The sequence below is a fragment of the Kribbella sp. NPDC005582 genome (assembly GCF_040605415.1).
GTDB lineage: Bacteria > Actinomycetota > Actinomycetes > Propionibacteriales > Kribbellaceae > Kribbella.
On the sequence record NZ_JBEXCU010000006.1, the window covers coordinates 289,939 to 309,048 of the forward strand.

General features: G+C 69.8%; 18 protein-coding genes. 11 read left to right on the forward strand and 7 right to left on the reverse strand.

Annotated features, from left to right (window positions below; translation table 11 throughout):
* Positions 1–8: 8 nt before the first annotated feature.
* Entirely contained in the window at positions 9–989 is a 981-nt protein-coding gene (locus ABZS29_RS30695) for a phosphotransferase (protein ID WP_355467132.1), read from the reverse strand.
* Positions 990–1,045: 56 nt separating this feature from the next.
* On the opposite strand from ABZS29_RS30695, the gene ABZS29_RS30700 reads away from it, so the two are divergent.
* Positions 1,046–1,651 carry a trimeric intracellular cation channel family protein gene (locus ABZS29_RS30700; protein ID WP_355467134.1) on the forward strand — a complete coding sequence of 202 codons (606 nt, stop codon included), beginning with the start codon at positions 1,046–1,048 and terminating at the stop codon, positions 1,649–1,651.
* Here the strand turns inward: ABZS29_RS30700 and ABZS29_RS30705 are convergent.
* Together ABZS29_RS30705 and ABZS29_RS30710 are read right to left on the reverse strand one after the other, a co-directional pair.
* Positions 1,648–2,523 carry a MerR family transcriptional regulator gene (locus tag ABZS29_RS30705; RefSeq protein WP_355467136.1) on the reverse strand — a complete coding sequence of 292 codons (876 nt, stop codon included), beginning with the start codon at positions 2,521–2,523 and terminating at the stop codon, positions 1,648–1,650. The genes ABZS29_RS30700 and ABZS29_RS30705 overlap by 4 nt on opposite strands.
* Positions 2,524–2,563: 40 nt before the next feature.
* A complete protein-coding gene (locus ABZS29_RS30710) occupies positions 2,564–3,763 on the reverse strand; it encodes an MFS transporter (RefSeq protein ID WP_355467138.1) in 1,200 nt (399 codons plus the stop codon).
* A gap of 62 nt (positions 3,764–3,825) precedes the next feature.
* Here ABZS29_RS30710 and ABZS29_RS30715 point away from each other — a divergent pair, with 62 nt between their 5' ends.
* From ABZS29_RS30715 to ABZS29_RS30725, 3 genes are all read left to right on the forward strand, one after another.
* Entirely contained in the window at positions 3,826–4,911 is a 1,086-nt protein-coding gene (locus tag ABZS29_RS30715; RefSeq protein WP_355467140.1) for a ferrochelatase, read from the forward strand.
* Positions 4,908–5,699 carry an inositol monophosphatase family protein gene (locus tag ABZS29_RS30720; RefSeq protein ID WP_355467141.1) on the forward strand — a complete coding sequence of 264 codons (792 nt, stop codon included), beginning with the start codon at positions 4,908–4,910 and terminating at the stop codon, positions 5,697–5,699. The genes ABZS29_RS30715 and ABZS29_RS30720 overlap by 4 nt, the downstream gene beginning before the upstream one ends.
* Positions 5,700–5,995: 296 nt before the next feature.
* Positions 5,996–6,292: a DUF4193 domain-containing protein gene (locus ABZS29_RS30725; protein WP_355467143.1), complete on the forward strand. Its 297-nt coding sequence runs from the start codon at positions 5,996–5,998 to the stop codon at positions 6,290–6,292.
* A gap of 82 nt (positions 6,293–6,374) precedes the next feature.
* Here the strand turns inward: ABZS29_RS30725 and ABZS29_RS30730 are convergent, their stop codons facing one another.
* Positions 6,375–6,683 carry a DUF4235 domain-containing protein gene (locus ABZS29_RS30730; protein WP_355467144.1) on the reverse strand — a complete coding sequence of 103 codons (309 nt, stop codon included), beginning with the start codon at positions 6,681–6,683 and terminating at the stop codon, positions 6,375–6,377.
* A gap of 29 nt (positions 6,684–6,712) precedes the next feature.
* A complete protein-coding gene (locus tag ABZS29_RS30735) occupies positions 6,713–7,141 on the reverse strand; it encodes a DUF3093 domain-containing protein (protein WP_355467146.1) in 429 nt (142 codons plus the stop codon).
* Positions 7,142–7,232: 91 nt separating this feature from the next.
* Between ABZS29_RS30735 and dut the strand changes: the two genes are divergently transcribed.
* The 4 genes from dut (at position 7,233) to ABZS29_RS30755 (ending at position 9,529) form a co-directional block, all read left to right on the forward strand.
* Positions 7,233–7,685 carry a dUTP diphosphatase gene (gene dut, locus ABZS29_RS30740; protein WP_355467147.1) on the forward strand — a complete coding sequence of 151 codons (453 nt, stop codon included), beginning with the start codon at positions 7,233–7,235 and terminating at the stop codon, positions 7,683–7,685.
* Positions 7,686–7,763: 78 nt separating this feature from the next.
* The gene (locus ABZS29_RS30745; RefSeq protein ID WP_355467149.1) at positions 7,764–8,405 is read left to right on the forward strand and encodes a DUF3710 domain-containing protein; all 642 of its coding nucleotides are present in this window, start codon (positions 7,764–7,766) and stop codon (positions 8,403–8,405) included.
* Between the two features lie 19 nt (positions 8,406–8,424).
* Complete coding sequence (locus ABZS29_RS30750) at positions 8,425–8,814, forward strand: OB-fold nucleic acid binding domain-containing protein (RefSeq protein WP_355467151.1); 390 nt, start codon at positions 8,425–8,427, stop codon at positions 8,812–8,814.
* Positions 8,807–9,529, forward strand: coding sequence for a DUF3159 domain-containing protein (locus tag ABZS29_RS30755; RefSeq protein ID WP_355467153.1), 723 nt, complete (start codon positions 8,807–8,809; stop codon positions 9,527–9,529). Before ABZS29_RS30750 ends, ABZS29_RS30755 begins: the two co-directional genes overlap by 8 nt.
* Before the next feature lie 27 nt (positions 9,530–9,556).
* On the opposite strand, the gene ABZS29_RS30760 is transcribed toward ABZS29_RS30755, so the two are convergent.
* Both ABZS29_RS30760 and ABZS29_RS30765 read right to left on the reverse strand, forming a co-directional pair.
* The gene (locus ABZS29_RS30760) at positions 9,557–10,234 is read right to left on the reverse strand and encodes a TrkA family potassium uptake protein (protein ID WP_355467155.1); all 678 of its coding nucleotides are present in this window, start codon (positions 10,232–10,234) and stop codon (positions 9,557–9,559) included.
* A complete protein-coding gene (locus tag ABZS29_RS30765) occupies positions 10,234–10,881 on the reverse strand; it encodes a TrkA family potassium uptake protein (protein ID WP_355467523.1) in 648 nt (215 codons plus the stop codon). Before ABZS29_RS30765 ends, ABZS29_RS30760 begins: the two co-directional genes overlap by 1 nt.
* 108 nt (positions 10,882–10,989) lie before the next feature.
* Here ABZS29_RS30765 and ABZS29_RS30770 point away from each other — a divergent pair, with 108 nt between their 5' ends.
* From ABZS29_RS30770 to ABZS29_RS30780, 3 genes are all read left to right on the forward strand, one after another.
* Positions 10,990–13,017, forward strand: a complete 2,028-nt coding sequence (locus tag ABZS29_RS30770; protein ID WP_355467157.1) for an APC family permease — start codon at positions 10,990–10,992, stop codon at positions 13,015–13,017.
* Complete coding sequence (locus tag ABZS29_RS30775; RefSeq protein ID WP_355467158.1) at positions 13,014–14,183, forward strand: TRAM domain-containing protein; 1,170 nt, start codon at positions 13,014–13,016, stop codon at positions 14,181–14,183. Before ABZS29_RS30770 ends, ABZS29_RS30775 begins: the two co-directional genes overlap by 4 nt.
* A gap of 65 nt (positions 14,184–14,248) precedes the next feature.
* Complete coding sequence (locus ABZS29_RS30780) at positions 14,249–19,102, forward strand: hypothetical protein (protein ID WP_355467160.1); 4,854 nt, start codon at positions 14,249–14,251, stop codon at positions 19,100–19,102.
* Positions 19,103–19,110: the final 8 nt, after the last annotated feature.

Genomic DNA, 19,110 nt, shown 5'->3' on the forward strand with positions numbered 1-19,110 from the left:
CTCCGAGGTTAGGCCGTCCAGCCACGGCGGGTCGCCAGCCAGTCCAGGAATGTCCAGGCGGAGAACCGCTGGTGCTCCCGCAGCTCCCGCGTGGTGCCGACCGGCGGCGGGTTGTCGGCGTTCTTCAGCATGTACGCCGCGATCACCGCGATGAAGCAGTCGAGCTCATCAGCCGGTACGTCGGCAGTCAGCGGGCTGCTGCGGATCGCCGTACTGGTGTCGATGCCGTGGTGCTGCGCGACCGGGAGCAGGCCGACCCAGTCGAGCCAGCGTGGACCGAGCGCCAGCCAGTTCCAGTCGACCGTCCAGCAGATGCCGGTGGTGTCGATCAGCAGGTTGTCCGGGCGCAGGTCGGTGTGCGCAGCTGCGTCGCCTGATAGCGCATCGGGTACGGCGTGCATCAGTTCGGCGAGCTCGGGCAGGATTCGCGGCACCCACTCCTGGAGTCCGCGGGGGATCGGACGGTCGCCGGCCAGGATCTGCTCGGGCACCAGCAACGCCGACTCACCGGACTCGAGATCCTTCAGGAAGGTGTCCAGGCCGGCGATCGGGTTGGGGTCCAGGGCGTCGGCCATCGCCTCACACCTCGCTGTCACGACGTCGAAGTCCGCGGCCGTCCACGGCGCGCCGGGCATCCGGGCGTCCACCCACTCCGACACCAACGCGAACCAGTCGTCGGTCCGGGCGGTGGTGATGATCGCGGGAGCCTGGGCGGCGGCCGGGAGCTGAGGAACGATCTCGGCTTCGCGTTGATAAGCGCCGTACGAGTGCAGGGTGCTGTCGGACGCCTTGACGAAGACCCGCCGGCCGTCGGCCAGCCGGACCGGAGCCGCGAATCCACCGGTGAACCCGGACGTGACCGACGGTGCCGCCTCCACAACTTCGGTGCCCAAGGCAACCGTCAGCGCCTGTCTGAGCGCGTCGGGAAGCGCCTCCCACCCAGGACGCAGCGAGGTGGCGCGATAGTCGACAACGGGAGGTCCGCTCATGCCCACAGACGATAGAGGTGCGAGGGGAGTGGGCGCCTGTGGTTTACCGTGCAGGGGTGGCTCTGCACGTGCTGGACCTGGTCGGGATCTTCGTGTTCGGCATCACGGGCGCGCTGGTCGGTGTTCGTAAGCAGTTGGATGTGTTCGGGATTCAGGTGCTGGCGTTGGTGACCGGGCTTGGTGGTGGGTTCATTCGCGACGTACTGATCGGGGCGACGCCGCCGGCCGCGTTGAAGGACTGGCGGTATCTCGTGGTGCCGATCGCCGCCGGGCTGCTCACCTTCTTCCTGCATCCGGGGATCGAGCGGCTCGAGCGGCTGGTGAACATCTTCGACGCGGCCGGTCTCGGCCTGTTCTGTGTGACGGGCGCGTTGAAGGCGATGTCGTACGGGTTGTCGCCGTTGTCGGCGGCACTGCTCGGCATGATCTCCGGGATCGGCGGTGGCGTCATCCGGGACGTGCTCAGCGGTCGCGTCCCCGTCGTACTGCGGCGGGAGATCTATGCCACGCCGGCGTTCCTCGGCGCGAGCATCGTGGTCGTCGCCGCGGCGCTCGACTACGACGCGATGTGGGTCCCGTACGTCGCCGTGCTCACCTGCTTCATCATCAGACTCCTCGCCGTCCGCCGCGGTTGGAACGCACCGCTACCGCGCACCCACTAGCCGGCGTGCTGAAGCGCCTCCCGGGTCCAGTGGTAGATCGGTAACAACGGCTCAGGCGCGTCCCAGCCGTTGACGGCAGCGAGCAGCTGCAGATAGCGGTGCCAGCGCGGATCGCCCGCCGTACCGAGGAGGTTGATCAGCTGCGTGCGCAGCTCATCGTCGGCCGGTCTGCCGACGCGCGCCGCATAGTCCTTGGTGATCTCGCCGATCAGTGCGCCTGCCTCGGGTGACGCCGGATCGACAGCAGCTTCGAGCGCCGGCCCGACTCGCTGCCGCAGCGTCGAGACCACGTCCGGGCGGAAGGCATCTGCGCGGTAGTCGGCGACCATCTGACGCACGGTGGTGCGGAACGTGTCGTCCCGCATCAGCGCGCTCAGCTCCAGCCACGCGCCGAGTTGGTGATCGGTCGCGTCGTCGGGCAGCTCCGGACTGAGCGTCTGCCGGATGCCCCCGAGCTCGGGGTCGTCGCCGATGACGGCGTCCAGGAAGTCGGTGACGAGTGCCTGACGCTGGGCGCCGGTCTGCGTGAGAGTGTCCATGACAGCTATCTCCTCGGGGTGTTGGGCAACCAAGCGCAGCGCTGTCTGCCGCAGCTGCAGAGTGCGGATCTGCACTGCCAGCGCCTCGGCGTGCGCGGTTGCCACGTCTGAGAGTGTGCGTTCGCCGGTGAGCACGGCTTGGACAGTCGGTACGTCGATGCCCAGTGCACGCAGCCGTCGGATCAGCTCGAGCCGGTCCACCGCATCCTCGTCGAACCTGCGGTGCCCGGACGCTGTGCGCCAGGACGGCAGCAGGCCGAGGTCCGAGTAGTAGCGCACGGATTTCACCGTGACACCGACTCGGAGCGCGAGCTCACCGATCGAGTGATCCATGGCCGAAACCCTCACATCTCCCCTAGGAGGAGATGCAAGTCTAGTTGTGGGCGAAGGTGTTCTTGGGCCGCGCGAAGGTGATCGAGGCGGCCGCTATGAGCGCGCAGGCGACGCCGACAACTTCGGGGACCCAGTAGGCGTCGGAAGGGCCCCAGACGTCCACTGCATGGCCGGCAGCAGCGTTGCCGGGGGCAACGCCGAGCAGGATGCCGGTGACGGTCCAGGTGATCGCCTCGGTGAGGCGCTCGGGCGGGACCCACTCCTCGACGCAGGCCGTGACGGCGACCATGGTCGGGGCGATCGTCATACCGCAGCAGAACAGTACGACGCCGAGCAGCCACACACTGTTGACCCAGGGGAGTGGTGCGAGCGTGATGGCGAGCAGGATCGTGCCGATCAGCAGCCGTCGCTCGACCGGAGCTCGCCAGTGCACCGAGCCGTACCAAAGGCCGGCCAGCAGGCTGCCGAACGCCCAGATCGCCAGTACGACGCCGGCCATGCTCGCCTGGCCCTTGAACGTGGCGAAGGCGACCGTGATCACCTCGGCACCGCCGAGAGTCGCGCCGAGGCCGAGACCGATCAGGCTGAGCAGCGCGATCGAGACCCACGGCATCGGGGCCTGTTCCCGGCCGTTCGCCTTGCCGCGGCCGGGCGGGTCCGAGCCGCGCAACAGCGCGAGCCACAACCCACCGGCCAGGCCGAGTACGCCGGCTGTGGCGAGCCCGGCGTACGGGCTGATCTCGGTCGCGAGGAACGTGACGACGACCGGACCGATGATGAAGACGACCTCGTCACCGACCGCCTCCAGCGCGTACGCCGTCTGCAGCGCCCGGCCGCGGCCGAGCAGATGCGTCCAGCGCGCGCGGACGAACGAGCCGACCTGCGGACGGGTGCCACCGGCAACGAATGCGAGGGCGTAAAGCACCCACGTCGGAGCGTCGGCGCGGACGGCGATCAGGAGCCCTGCCAGGCCGACCGTGCAGAGCACCGAGCCGATGATCAGCAGCATCCGCTGGCCGAAGCGATCGACCAGCCGGCCCTGGATCGGCCCGGTCAGCGCGCCGGCGATGACCGCCACGCCGGAGACCGCTCCGGCCAGACCGTACGAGCCGCTCTCGCGGGCGATCAGGATCACCACGCCGAGACCGGTCATCGAGATCGGCATCCGGCCGAGGACTCCGGCACTGAAGAACGCGCCGGCGCCGGGACGGCGCATCAGGTGCAAGTAAGGCTTCAGCATGGCAGTTGCACCTTAGCCTGCCCTGCGGACCGCCGTTTCGCCCGGGCTGAGAGACTGGACCTATGCCCGTGGGTACCACAGATGCCACCCCGTACGACGCCGTCCTCCTGCTGTCCTTCGGAGGACCTGAGAAGCCCGAGGACGTGCTGCCGTTCCTGCAGAACGTGACCCGGGGCCGGGGGATCCCGGACGAGCGGTTGAAGGAAGTCGGCGAGCACTACTACTCGTTCGGCGGCAAGAGCCCGATCAACGACCAGAACCGCGCGCTGCTGACCGCGCTGCGGGAGTCGTTCGCCGAGGCCGGTCTGGAGCTCCCGATCTACTGGGGCAACCGGAACTGGGCGCCGTACCTGACCGACACGCTGCGCGAGATGACCGCCGACGGAATTCGCCGGGCCGTGGTGATCGTGACGTCGGCCTACCCGTCGTACTCGGGGTGTCGCCAGTACCGCGAGAACCTCGAGGACGCGACGCGCGACGTACCGGGCGCGCCGCGGCTGGACAAGCTGCGCCACTACGCGAACCACCCGGGCTTCGTCGGCTCGTTCGTCGAGGCGACCGCCGACGCGCTGGGCACGCTGCCCGAGGGCAGTGCGATCGCCTACGTCACGCACTCGATCCCGACCGCGATGAACGAGACCAGCGGCCCCGACGGCAACGGGTACGTCGCCTGGCACGAGGACGTGGCCGCGGCCATCGACGCGGAGCTGGAGCGCCGTACCGGGAAGCAGCGGCGGACCGACCTGGTCTACTGCTCGCGGTCCGGGCCGCCGCAGGTGCCGTGGCTCGAGCCGGACGTGAACGACCACCTGGAGGCCTTGGCGGCCGACGGGGTACCCGGGGTGGCCGTCGTACCGATCGGGTTCGTCAGCGACCACATGGAGGTCATCTACGACCTCGACACCGAGGGGGCCGCGACCGCCGAGAAGCTCGGGCTGCCGATGGCCCGCGCGGCGACGCCCGGGACCGACGAGCGGTTCGTGACGATGCTGCGCGACCTGGTCGTCGAGCGCGCCGCCGCCGAGCGCGGTGAGCAGCCGGAGCGGCCGTGCGTCGGCACGCTCGGCGCCGGCTGGGACGACTGCCGCCGCGACTGCTGCCCGCCGCTCCGCCGACCGACCCGACCAGCGACGAAGGAAACTGTATGAACCCCCAGGACCTCTTGAAGCTCGCCGTCACGGTCGCCGAGGAAGCGGCGGCGCTGATCGTCGAGCGGCGCCGGGGGACCATCACGGTCGCCGACACCAAGAGCACGATCACCGACGTGGTCACCGCGGTCGACCGCGAGTCCGAGGAGCTGATCCGGGCCCGCGTGCTGCAGGCTCGGCCGGACGACTCGTTCCTCGGCGAGGAGGGGGACGACGTGGTCGGCACCAGCGGCGTGCGCTGGGTCGTCGACCCGATCGACGGCACGGTCAACTACCTCTACGACCACCCGACGTACGCCGTCTCGATCGCGGTCGAGGTCGACGGTACGACGGTCGCCGGGGTGGTCGTGGACGCGCCCAAGGGCGAGGTGTTCACCGCGACGCTCGGCGGCGGCGCGTTCCTCGACGGCAAGCCGATCCAGGCCTCGAACTGCACCGAGCTCTCCACCGCACTGGTCGGGACCGGGTTCGGCTACGACCCGGACCGGCGGCAGGTCCAGGCCGAGGTGATCTCGCACCTGATCGCCAAGGTCCGAGACATCCGCCGGATCGGGGTCGGTGCGATCGACCTCTGCTACGTCGCCTGCGGCCGGCTGGACGCGGTCTACGAGCGCGGCCTGAATCCGTGGGACTACGGCGCGGGGGCATTGATCGCCGCCGAGGCCGGCGCGAAGGTCGGCGGCCTGCACGGCGCCCCGGTGTCGCCGGAAATGTCGATCGCGGCTGCTCCGGAGCTCTTCGGGCCGTTCCACGACCTGCTGGCCGCGGCGGACCCACTGCGCGTCTAACTGCAGATGAGTGCGCGTTACTGCTCGAAGTGCGCAGTAATGAGCATTCTATTGTTCGGTCCTGACAATTGTTGCGACACGCGGGTCACAACTTGGACCCCGGCGCGCGCGAGGTGCCCCCGATAGGGCACAATCCCGTCCTCGGGAGCGGAAGTTACCGCTCCCGGCCTGGCTGTCAAGGGTTTCGGGGGACGAAACGTTCGGCGCTGTACCTCGGCGCGGAATTTCTCGGCCGCTCCACCCGTTCAAGGGCTCAGCAAGGCAACACCACGGGTACGAAGAGGGCAGGGAACACCATGGCGACTGATTACGACGCCCCGCGCAAGACGGACGAGGACGCTTCCGAAGAGTCGATCGAGGAACTGAAGACTCGCCGTCACGACAAGAACTCCGGCAAGGTTGACGAGGACGAGGCGGAGGCGGCCGAGAGTTTCGAGCTGCCTGGTGCCGACCTGAGTCACGAAGAGCTGGCAGTGCGGGTGCTGCCACGCCAGGCCGACGAGTTCACGTGTTCGACCTGCTTCCTGGTGCACCACCGCAGCCAGCTCGCAGAGACGAAGAACGGGCAGCTGATCTGCCGCGATTGCGTCTGATCCAGCGCCCTCTTCTTCGTTAGAACGCCAACGGGACCGTACCCCTGCCGGGGACGGTCCCGTCGTCGTGTCCGAACGGACCTCAGTCCGTGCTTTTCACCAGCCCGCTGCGGGCCTTCGCGTCCTGCTCCCAGCCGGGCGGGGCGTGCCCGGTGGACTTCAGGTAGTACGACGCGGCCTGGCGCTCGGCGAACAGCCTGGCCACCGCCGCAGCCGCACCGCTGGCAGCCGCCCAGGCGACCACCTCGGCGTACCCGCCCTCGCCGTTCTTCGGGGGCTTACCGCCGCGGCCCAGCTTCCAGGCCGTGCCGACCGCCTTGCTCGCGGCCAGGCCCAGCACCACCGTGAACGCGGCCTGCACCAGCTTCCAGCCGATCTTCGCTCCGACCACCACTGCCTCCTAACACAAGTTCCCGTCAGTCAGGATCTTGTCACGCTGTGCCCGCTCAGAGCCGCCGCCAACCGTTCGGGGTGCCGCGTGGCGACCACCCAGTACGGCGCTGGGTCGCGCGGATCGGTGATCGCGACCCGGACCGCGCCGCGCGCGTAGCTGCGCAGCAGCAGGTAGGCCTGCGGGTCGCAGTCGCGGCCGAACGCGTTGCGGGCGTCCTCGCCGGTCAGGGCTTCGGCGGTGCCGAGATACCGGCGCTCGATCGCTGCCCGGCCGGCGTGGAAACGGTCGGCGTCCACCTCGACGCGGGCGGCGCCGTACCGGATCAGGAGCGCCAGCAGCACCAGCAGTGCGACGGCTCCGACGATGGTCCCGGCGAGCGGGCCGGCCGGAACGGCGGTGATGCCGAACAGCGTCACGACCGCGGCGGCGGAGATGATCCACCAGGACACCGGCACGCTCAGTCTTTCGCGGTATTCGCCCATGTAATGACCCACTGTGCCAGCCTGGCATGCGAGGTCTCAGCGCGCGTCGGTAGGGTCGCCTCTCGTGACCGAGGTTCTGATCCAGCGACTCGACCCTGACCTGCCGATCCCGGCGTACGCGCATCCCGGCGATGCCGGCGCGGACCTGGTGGCGGTCTCCGACCTCACCCTCAAGCCCGGCGAGCGCGGCCTGGTCGGCACCGGCATCGCGATCGCCTTGCAGGACGGGTACGCCGCCTTCGTGCACCCGCGGTCCGGCCTGGCCGCCAAGCACGGGGTGTCGATCGTGAACGCACCGGGCACCGTGGATGCGGGCTACCGGGGCGAGATCAAGGTCTGCCTGATCAATCTCGACCCGCACGCCGAAGTGACGCTGAAGCGCGGGGACAGAATCGCGCAGCTGGTCGTTCAGCAGGTGGAGAAGGTGAAGTTCGTCGAGGTGACCACGCTGCCCGGCTCCGACCGCGGCGAGGGCGGGCACGGGTCGACGGGCGGTTTCGGGACTGTGACACGCTGATCAGGTGCGACGGGTGACACCACGAATGCGGGAGACTACCGCCGCTGCACGAAACGACTCAGGAAGTAGGCAAGGACCGTGATTTTCCGCCGTAAGGACAAGAACGAAGAGCTCGAGACCGAGACCGCCGCCGAGACGGCCGGTCCCCGCGCCGAGGGCCCGTTCGACTCCAGCGAGGTGGACCCGGCGCTGCTCGAGGCCGAGGACCGGATCGACCTCGGCGCCCTGGTGATCAGCGGGCTGCCGGGGATGGAGCTGCGGCTGCAGGTCGACGAGCAGTCCGGCGAGGTGCAGGCGATTCTGCTCGTCGTCGAGGACTCGGCGCTGGAGCTGCGCGCCTTCGCCGCGCCGAAGCGCAGCGGCATCTGGGACGAGGTCCGCCAGGAGATCGCCGGTGAGGCGACCCGGATGGGCGGCACCGCGACCGAGAGCGAGAGCGCGTTCGGCACCGACCTGGTGCTGGTCGTGCCGGTCGAGGACCCGGACGGCAAGATCTACAGCCAGACCTCCCGGGTGGTCGGTATCGACGGCCCGCGCTGGCTGCTCCGCGCCACCATTCTCGGCCGTGCCGCGGTCGACCCGGAGGCCGCCGCACCGCTCGAGCAGACGCTGCGCGAGGTGATCGTCGTCCGCGGTGACGAGCCGATGGCCGTGCGTGAGTCGCTGCCGCTCCGGCTGCCCGAGGGCGCCCAGCCGGTCGAGGGATCCGAGCAGGCGTAACCGGACTACAATCAGAGCCATGGGTAGTGACAAACCCGCCGGCCTGTTCCGGCGGGCGTTCCGCGGGCTGGCCGGGGACCGGGACCAGCAGGACGCAGAGGTTCTTCGTGACTACGCGCTCGACTGTGGCGCGCGGTCCATCACCGGCTGCCGCGACCGCGAGGTCGTCACGCTGTACGGCACGTTGCGGACCATCACGTTCAGCCCGCGCGGCGGCGTACCGGCCTTGGAGGGCGAGTTGTACGACGGAACCGGGACGGTGAAGCTGGTCTGGCTGGGCCGGCGCAAGATCGCCGGCATCCACCCAGGCTCGGAGCTGACCGCTTCCGGCCGGATCGGGGTCGTCGACGGCGACCGGGTGATGTTCAACCCGCGCTACGAGCTCCGTCCGACGGCAGCTCATGGCTGAGCCGCTCAAGGCGCCGCCCAAGAGCACTGCGCAGCAGGTCCTCGGCTGGGTCGGCATGCTGGTCGACATCGGCCTGCCCTGGATCGCCTTCACCGTCGTCTACGCGTTCAGCGACCATGACCTGAAGCTGGCCCTGATCGTCGCGATCTCGGCGGCGGCCGTGGTCGGCGTCGTCCGGTTGATCCAGCGCAAGCCGATCGCCAACGTGATCGGCGGTTTCGTCGGTGTCGGCATCTCGGCGTTCACCGCGTCGCGCACCGGCCAGGCGGAAGACGTCTTCCTGCCGGGCATCATCCTGAACTCGTGCTTCTTCGCGCTCTACGCGATCACGCTGATCACGCGGTACCCGTTGTTCGGCCTGCTGTACGGCGCTATCACGCAGACGTGGCTGGCTTGGCGCCAGGATGTCGAGCTCAACCGGGCACTGACCCGGGTCACGATGGTGTTCGCCGCACAAGTGGGCATCCGGCTGGCCATCATGGTGCCGCTCTACCTCACCGACAGCGTCAACGCTCTGGGCGTCGCCAAGATCGCGCTCGGCTTGCCGTTCTACGCGCTCACCCTCTGGGCGGCGTACGCCGTACTGCGGGGGTCGATGTCCGAGGACAAGTGGGACGAGGTGAAGGAGAACTTCACCCATCTCCTCAAGGGCACCCAGCCGCCGCCTCCGGCCACCGCCGAGGAGAAGAAGGAAGAGCCCGCTCGCGAAAGCTGAGCGGGCCCTCCGGGGTCTGGCAGTTGGCTAGCGCTCGCGGCCGCGGTGGTGCGGCGAGAGCATGTCTTCCAGCTGCTCCTCGGTCTCGTCGGCCGCGACGAACAGGAGCTCGTCGTTCAGCTCGAGAGTGCCGTCCGGGTCCGGACGCAGGACGCGGCCTTCGCGGAGGATGACGACCAGAGCAGTATCGAGCGGCCAGTCGATGTCACCGACGCGCAGGCCGATCATGGGGGAGTCCTCGGGGAGCGTGAGCTCGACGAGGTTCGCGTCGCCCTGCCGGAAGGTGAACAGGCGGACGAGGTCGCCGACCGAGACCGCCTCCTCGACCAGCGCGGACATGATCCGCGGGGTGGAGACGGAGACGTCCACCCCCCAGGCCTCGTTGAACATCCACTCGTTGCGCGGATGGTTGACCCGGGCAACGGTCCGGGGAACGCCGAACTCGGTCTTCGCGAGCAGCGAGACGACCAGGTTGACCTTGTCGTCACCGGTGCTGGCGATCGCGACCTGGCAACGCTGCAAGGCGGCCTCCTCCAGGGAGGAGAGCTCGCAGGCATCGGCCAGCAGCCACTCGGCGCGCGGCACCGACTCGGCCTTGATGGCGCGCGGGTCCTTGTCGATCAGCAGGACCTCGTGGCCGTTGTCCAGCAGTTCGCTGGCGATCGACCGGCCGACCTGGCCGGCCCCGGCGATGGCTACCCGCATCACAGCTCCTCAGGCTTGGTGCCGAGCTGGGACTCGATCGCGGCGGCGTCCCGCTCCAGCATCACGACGTGGACCAGGTCGCCCTCCTGGATGACCGTGTCGGCCTTGGGCATGAAGCCCTCGCCGAGCCGGGTCAGGAACGCGACCCGCGCCCCGGTGGCCTTCTCGATGTCGAGGGCCAGCCGGCCAACCCAGTCGGAGTGCACGTGCACCTCGGCGAGCCGGACCGTGCCCGACGGGTCGCGCCACTCCGGCTCCGAGCCCTCGGGCAGCAGCCGGCGCATCATCTGGTCGACCGTCCAGCGCACCGTGCCGACAGTGGGGATACCGAGCCGCTGGTAGACCTCGGCGCGGCCCGGGTCGTAGATGCGGGCCACCACGTTGCTGATGCCGAAGTTCTCCCGGGCGACCCGCGCGGCCAGGATGTTGGAGTTGTCGCCGTTGGAGACGGCGGCGAACGCCTCGGCCTCCTCGATCCCGGCCTCGATCAGTACCTCGCGGTCGAAGCCCATCCCGGTCACCGTGCGACCGGTGTAGTTCGGGCTCAGCCGCCGGAAGGAGTCGGCGGACTGGTCGATGATCGCGACCGTATGGCCGCGCTTCTCGAGGTTTCTCGCCAGCGTCGAGCCGACGCGGCCGCACCCCATGATGACGACGTGCACTCGCTGATCACTCCTTGCCCCCGCGGGGCACAATGGTCGGTTCGGCAGGGATAGACGCTACAGGAGTACCGGTCGCCCTCTAACATCTCCCGTGTGACTCCCGCTCTCGGCGATATCGGCAAACGGCTGCTGCTCGGTCGCAAACTGCGTAGCACCCAGCTGGGTGAGACGCTTTTGCCCAAGCGGCTCGCCCTGCCGGTGTTCGCCAGTGACGCACTGTCCTCGGTCGCCTACGCACCTGACGAGATCTTCCTGACCCTGTCCCTGTCCGGCCTGGCCGCCTACAGCTTCTCCTGGAAGATCGGCCTGCTGGTCGCGTTCGTGATGCTCGTGGTGGTCGCGTCGTACCGGCAGAACGTGCACGCCTACCCGTCGGGTGGCGGCGACTACGAGGTCGCAACGGTCAACATCGGCCCGACGGCCGGTCTGACCGTCGCCAGCGCGCTGATGGTCGACTACGTCCTCACGGTGGCGGTGTCGATCTCGTCCGGCGTCCAGAACGCGAAGTCCGCGCTGCCGTTCCTGGCCGGGCACGAGGTACCGATCGCGGTCGGGCTGGTGTTGTTGCTGACGGCGATGAACCTGCGCGGCGTCCGCGAGTCCGGGGCAGTGTTCGCGATCCCGACGTACATCTTCATGGCGGCGGTGATCGGGATGGCGCTGTGGGGAGTGATCCGGTACGCCGCCGGCGCGCTGCCGCTGGCGGAGAGCGCGAACTTCGAGGTCCGGCCGGAGCCGGGGCACGAGGTGTTCAACGGACTGGCGGCGGTGTTCCTGCTGGCGCGGGCGTTCTCGTCCGGCTGTGCGGCGCTGACCGGTGTCGAGGCGATCAGCAACGGCGTACCGGCGTTCCGGAAGCCGAAGAGCAAGAACGCGGCCACGACGCTGCTGCTGCTCGGGACGATCGCGGTCACGATGCTGATGAGCATCCTGTTCCTGGCCGACAAGATCCGGCTGCGGTTCGCCGAGGATCCCGCGACCCAGCTCACCCAGAACGGTGAACCGATCGGCCCGGGCTACGCGCAGAAGACGGTGATCGCGCAGATCGCCGACTCGGTCTTCTCGAACTTCCCGCCCGGGTTCTACCTGGTCATCGGCGCGACCATGCTGATCCTGGTGCTCGCGGCCAACACCGCGTTCAACGGCTTCCCGGTGCTGGGCTCGATCCTGGCGCGCGACGGCTTCCTGCCGCGGCAGCTGCACACCCGTGGTGACCGGCTCGCCTACAGCAACGGGATCATTCTGCTGGCACTCTGCGCGATCGGGCTGATCGTCGCCTTCGACGCCGAGGTCACCAAGCTGATCCAGCTCTACATCGTCGGGGTGTTCGTCAGCTTCACGCTCAGCCAGTTCGGCATGATCCGGCACTGGACGCGGCACCTGAAGAGCGAGACCGACGGCGGCAAGCGGAACCAGATGATGCGGTCCCGGGTGATCAACACCGTCGGCCTGACGATGACCGGCATCGTGCTGGTGATCGTGCTGCTGACCAAGTTCACCCACGGCGCCTACATCGCGATCATCGCGATGGCCGCGCTGTTCCTGCTGATGAAGGGCATCCGCCGGCACTACGACACGGTCGGCCGGCAGACGGCTGTGGACAGCGACGAGACGCTGATGCTGCCGTCCCGGGTGCACGCGATCGTGCTGGTGTCGAAGCTGCACAAGCCGACTCTGCGCGCACTGGCCTTCGCCAAGGCGTCCCGGCCGTACACGGTCGAGGCGGTCACGGTGGACGTCGACCGCGAGGAGTCCGACGTACTGCAGGCCGAGTGGGACCGGATGGGCATCCCGATCCCGCTGAAGCGCTTGGCGTCGCCGTACCGGGAGATCACGCGGCCGATCCTGCAGTACGTGCGGGACATCCGCAGGCAGTCGCCGCGGGACGTGGTGATGGTCTACATCCCCGAATACGTGGTCGGCCACTGGTGGGAACACGTGCTCCACAACCAGAGCGCACTGCGGCTCAAGGGGCGGCTCTTGTTCACACCTGGTGTGATGGTTACGTCCGTTCCGTACCAGCTGATCTCTTCCCAGGCAGCTGAGGAGCGGCAGGACCGGGAGGAACGAGTGGCCGGACAGGTACGTCGAGGGCCCCGCAAGTCGTCAGGAGATCGGTGACAGCCGAAAGCATTGTTGGGACCGTAGTCGAGGTCGAGGTAGGACCGGTGGCGCACGGTGGCCACTGTGTGGCCAGGTACGAGGGCCAGGTCGTCTTCGTCCGGCACGCGCTCCCCGGCGAGCTGGTGCATGCCCGGATCACCGAGCAGACCGCGAAGTACCTGCGGGCTGATGCCGTCTCCGTGCTGACGCCGTCACCCCAGCGGATCGAGCCACCGTGCCCGTACGCCGGTCCTGGGCTGTGCGGCGGTTGCGACTTCCAGCACGCCAACATCGTCGAGCAGCGCCGTCTGAAGGCCACCGTGGTCTCGGACACGCTGCGGCGGATCGGTGGAATCGAGCGGACCGTGGTCATGGAGTCACCTGGTGACGACGGGCTCGGCTGGCGCACCCGGCAGCGGTACGCCGTTGTCGACGGCCGGCCGGGGATGCGTGCCCACCGCTCGCACGAGCTGATCCAGATCGATCGGTGTCTGATCGCTCACCCGGGGACTCCGGACGTGCTGGGTCGGCGGTGGCCGGATGCGTCGTCTGTGCAGGCTGTCGTGTCGTCGGAGGGTAAGACCGCCGTACTGACTGACTCGACGCCTGCTGGTCGAGTGGTGGAGGTTGTGCGGAACCGGCGGTTCCGGGTGGAGGCCGGTGGATTCTGGCAGGTGCACCCGGCCGCTCCGGAGACGCTGGTGGACGCTGTGATGAGCGGACTCGAGCCTGCGGCGGGGGAGTCGGCTCTGGACCTCTACTCCGGTGTGGGGCTGTTTGCTGCCTTCATGGCGGAAGCTGGGTGCACGGTCCTGGCTGTCGAGGGTGACAAGGACGCGGTCAAGAACGCGCGCCGCAATCTGCACGACCTGCCGAGCGTCCAGCTCGAGGCGGGCGACGTCGATCGGGTGCTGAACACTGCGGCCCGGGAGGGGCTCGAGCACGTCGATCTGGTGGTCCTGGATCCGCCCCGGACGGGTGCCGGGAAGGACGTCGTACGGCGGATTGCGGCGCTGTCGCCCCGGCGGATCGCGTATGTAGCGTGCGACCCGGCGGCACTGGCGCGGGACCTGAAGACCTTCGGGCGGCTCGGCTACGGGATCGCGTCGCTGCGCGCCTTCGATCTCTTCGGGATGACGCACCACATCGAGTGCGTCGCCGTGTTGCAGCCTGTGGACAGTTAAGTGGTGGGTGTCGGAAGGCTCGGGTAGCGTGCTGGGTCTGGATTCCAATGCGCTGGAGACCTTGAATGCCGCTCGTTGACCTCGACGACCCGGAGGAGCTGCGCGCTCGCTGGAGCGCGCTGGCCGCCGTGTCCCACGCCACCGGTTTCGACCGGCGGTGGTACGCCGATGCCGGCGGGTACTACCACCAGGACGAGACCGGCTCCGTCCTGCGTCTCCAGCGTCTCGACGGCGGCCGCGCCGTACTGTTCGGCTACCAGACCCAGCACAGCCAGACCGCCGGCTCCGACCTGCTCGCAGGCTCACCCGAGTGGATCGGCCTGCCCGAGGTGCGCGAGCGGCTCGCCGCGGGGGAGTTGGGCTTCGTGTACGGCGCCTTCAACGGCACCTGGGCGCGCGCGGCGTACCCGGGTGACCCGTGGGAGCCGGTACCGGACGGCTTCCTGGAGATCGGCGGCTGGATCACTTCCGAGGAGGACTCCGCCCGCGAAATGATCGAGTGGGTCGCCGAATGGGCCGACTACCTCGGCGGCCTCGACGAACTCCTCCCGTACGGCGTCGAGCTGATCCGTACCGGCGGAGCCATCACGCCCTCCCAGTTGGCCGCCTTCTTCGAGCCGTTCGCCCTGGACGCGCGATCCCCGGTCCAGCCGAACCTCGCGGCCGGCGTCGCCGCCGCCGCGGCCTTCACGAGCTCGCCCAATCTTGCGGTCGCGGATGACGCACCCGAGGGTTCGGTCGTTGAGCCTGACGTGACTGGAGCACCCGACGGCCCACCGGCGTACGACGAAGAGTCCGTCGTCGTCCCACCCGGTATCAGCCCGTTCACCGGCCAGCCGATCGCCACCGACGCTCCAGCCGCCGGCCCCGACGAGTACGGCGTCGTCAACAAGAAGCAAGGCTGGCTCCGCCGCCGCAAACACGACGACGCCCCACCGCCCGCCGCCGCCCAACCCGCCGCCCCCGGTCCCTACGTCTCCAACAACCGCCTGCCCTCCTCCGAACCCCCACGCGTAGGCGACGGCCGCCACGAAGGCGACGACTTCTACGCCAGCCTCTTCGCGGACACCCCCGCCGCCGCGGCGCCCCCCGCCGCGCAGGACTGGGACACCGCCGCCGCTCCGGAGCAAGACTGGGAAACCGCCGAGCAGCCGGCATGGTCGGACGCGGAAGCCACCAGCGAGTACAACCCGTTCCAGCAAGACGCATCGCCGGCTAGCGCCCCCGAGGCCTGGGATGGCCCGGCCTGGATCAACGGCCAATGGGTCGAGTCGCCTCCCGAGTCGCACTCGCCCGCATCCGCCGCCGCTGCTCCTGCTGCACCCGCATCCGCCGCCGCTGAGCCGCCCGCGCCCGCCGTTGCGCCGCCCACGCCCGCCGCTGCACCTCTCGCTCCCACCGCTGCGCCTCCCGCGCCCGCCGCGGCTGCCGCGGTGCCTCCCGCGCTCGCCGCCACGCCCCCCGCGCCTGCCGCTGTGCCTCCCGCGCCCGCCGACGCACCCTCCACATCTGCCGCCGCACCCGCCGCACCCGCCGCGCTCGCCGACGACGACGAAGCCCCCACCGCCGAGATCGCCGCCGTCCCCGACGATCAAGCCTCGTTCACCGGACCGTCGCCCTTCGCCCCGCCGCCCGACGAGTCGAACGGGCCCACCGCCCACCCCTCGAGCCAACCGGACGACGCCCGCACCGCCCAACCGGCTGCGCTCCCCGCGGACCCTCTAGCCACAACCCAGCCCCACACCAACCCCTTCGCCCCACCGGCCGAGGGATCGAACGGGCCTGCCGCCCACCCCTCGAGCCAACCGGACGACGCCCGCACCGGCCAGCCGGCTGCGCTCCCTGCAGATCCCCTAGCGACAACCCAGCCCCACACCAACCCCTTCGTCACACCGAACGACGCCTCGAGGTCGACCGAGCGATCCCCCTCAACCGAGCCAAGCCGCTCGACCGAGCCCGCCCAGCCAAGCGGACGCTCCCCGTTCGCACCCCAGCCGCCCGCCGACGCCGCCCCGCAGCCCACCAGCCCGTTCGCGCCGCAGGCGGATGGGTCGGTCCAAGCGAGCCCGTTCGCTCCTGAGTCGACCGAGGAGTCTGCTCCGCAGCCTGCAAGCCCGTTCGCGCCCACGACGGGTGGTTCGGAGACCGCAGCAACTGGTAGCCCGTTTGCGCCGCAGGCGGACGATGTCGTGCCGGGTAGTCCATTCGCAGCCCACGCCGGGGACACGGGCGCTGACGTAGAAAGCCCATTCGCGCGCGAGTCCGCTGGTGCCGGTCGTGAGTCGAACGACCAGTTCGCCGAGTCCTCGGAGCAGGACGCACTCGACGACGAGACCGCGGAGATTCCCGCGATCCTCGAAGCCTCGACCGACCTGCACCCTGAAGCTCAGGTCGACCCTCAGCCTTGGCCCCGACCGCAACCCGAACCGTGGCCCCAACCGCAGCCCAACCCCGCGCCCTGGCCACAACCAACAGACCCCCAACCCGCTCCCACGCCCCACCCGTCCCCAGACCCAAGCCCCGAACCACACCCCGCGCCGGACCCGTACCCCGCTCCAGGGCCGGACCCATATCCCGCGCCGGAGCCCAACCCTGTACCGGCTCCCGACCCGCAGCCCTTGCCCGATCCGGAGCCGCACCCTTCACCCGAGCCCGACCCGTACCCCACACCTGCGCCGGATCCAGACCCCGCGCCAGGCCCAGACCCGTATCCCGCACCAGATCCCGACCCGTACCTCGCGCGCGGGTCGCACCGCTCGACCGCGCCGAACCTCGCTGGGACGGAATCGAATGCCGGGCCACGCGCCGACGCGTACCCAGCACCTGCCTCCGACCGGTACGACGTACGCGAGTCGGATCCGTCTGCTGCGCCTGCGCTGGACCACGCCGGCACAAGACCAACCCCCACCTCAGGCACCGACTCGTACGCCGACCCGTACGACGTAGGTGAGCCGAACTCGTCTGCGCTGGACCGCGCCGGGGCGGATCAAAACGCCGCGCCAGGCGCCGACTCGTACGCCGTACGGGACTCCGACCGGTACGACGTAACTGAGCCGAACCCGTCTGCGCTGGACCGCGCTTCACGGCCGGAGCCGGACTTCGCATCAGCGCCGGACCGGGAGCATGGGCCAGGTCAGGATGCGCTCGCACGCGGGGAGGACTCGTACGCGACGCCGGGCGCAACCGCTGACCCCGCACCAGGCCCCGATCGCTATCCCGCGCCTGACGCAGGCCGGTACGCGGACTCCACGCAGGAACCGACGCCTGAGCCTCAGCACAAGCCGGACCCCACACCTGAGCCCAGCCCGGTTCCGAGCCCGGAGCCGATGCCCGATCCGATCCCCGCGCCCGAGCCGATGCCAGGACCGGCGCCCACGCCGGAACCCATTCCGGGACCCGAGCCGATGCCGGGATCGGTGCCGACACCTGAGCCCCTGCCGGGATCCGTTCCGACGCCCGAGCCGATGCCCATGCCCGCCCCTGAGCCCATGCCGGGCTTGATGCCGGCGACCGGGGACGCCGCGCACTGGCCGGGTGAGCAGGCGGACGCGTTTGATGACGACGAGCCGACCGGCTTCGTACCGATGGTTGGCGACGACGAGCCGACTGGCGTTCGTTCGGCGGTTGACGACGACGAGCCCACCGGAGTCGTGCCACCGGTGGGTGGTGATGCGTCGACGGGTGCCCGTCTGGCGGTTGGTGATGAGCGGGCCGGGATCGTGGCGGCGGTTGACGACGACGCGTCGGCTGAGTCCATGGCGGCGGCTGGTGGTGACCGGTCCGAGTCTGCGTCAATGGTTGGCGATGATGAACCGACCGGCTTCGTGCCAGCGTTTAGCGACGACGCGTCGGCTGAGTCCATGGCGGCGGCGGGCGGCGACCGGGCCGAGTCTGCGTCAGCGGTTGGCGATGATGAGCCGACCGGTTCCGTGCCGGCGTTTAGCGACGACGGGCAGACCGGGATTGTGGCGGCGGGCGATGCCGCGCGGACTGAGTCCGTGGCGCCGGCTGGCGGCGACCGGACCGAGTCTGCCTCGGCGGTTGGCGATGATGAGCCGACCGGCTTTGTGCCGGCATTTAGCGACGACGAGCCAACCGGGAGCGTGCCGGCGGTTGGTGACGCGACTGCGCCAGCGGCGGGTGGTGACCGGACCGAGTCCGTGCAGATCGGTGATGGTGAGGCCAACGGGCGGTGGGAGCCTACGGCTGGCTCGGATGCGCTGACCCGCGGCCAGGACCAGCCTCAGGCAGCACCCGAGGACTGGCCGGAGGACGAGCCGACCGGGGTGATCCCGGCGGTGTTCGCCGACGAGCCCGAGCCCGAGTCGGACCTGGCGCCGCAGGCGGCGCCACACGCCGCCCCGCAGCGGGCGGTGGCCCTCGGCGGGATGTCGATCCCAGGACTGGGGATCGTAGGGTCCGACGGCCCCACGCCTGAGCTGGTTCCGGGCTCGCTCGAGGAGGCGATGCGCTCGGAGATCGAGCGTGCCCGCCCCCGCCCACCCCGGACGCCCGCGTTCGACGCGCTGCACGCCTGGTGCCGAGCACGCACCGCGATCGTCCCGTCCGGCTTCACCATCCAGGTGCAGGTGCTCGACCCCGAGGCGCCCTCTTACCGGTTCGACCTGGAGCCACCACACGTCGACGACCCCGAGCAGACTGCCGAGAAACTCAGCGGCCTCCTCGGGGACCTCTGGCTCGCCGAGGCCGAAGGGGAGCACGGCGGTTGGCTCTTCGCGAGGCTCGACGCGGCCGGCCGCACGCTGCGGATCGACCGCTGGTACGACCAGGTTCCCGACTGGTGGGATGCCCCGGTCGAGTCCCGCCTGGACATCGGCAACCTCGCCAGGCGGCTGACGGCTCGCGACCCGCAGTGGCGGCCGTCGTACGTGGAGAGGTTGTACAGCAACGCGAGATAGCGTGGTCC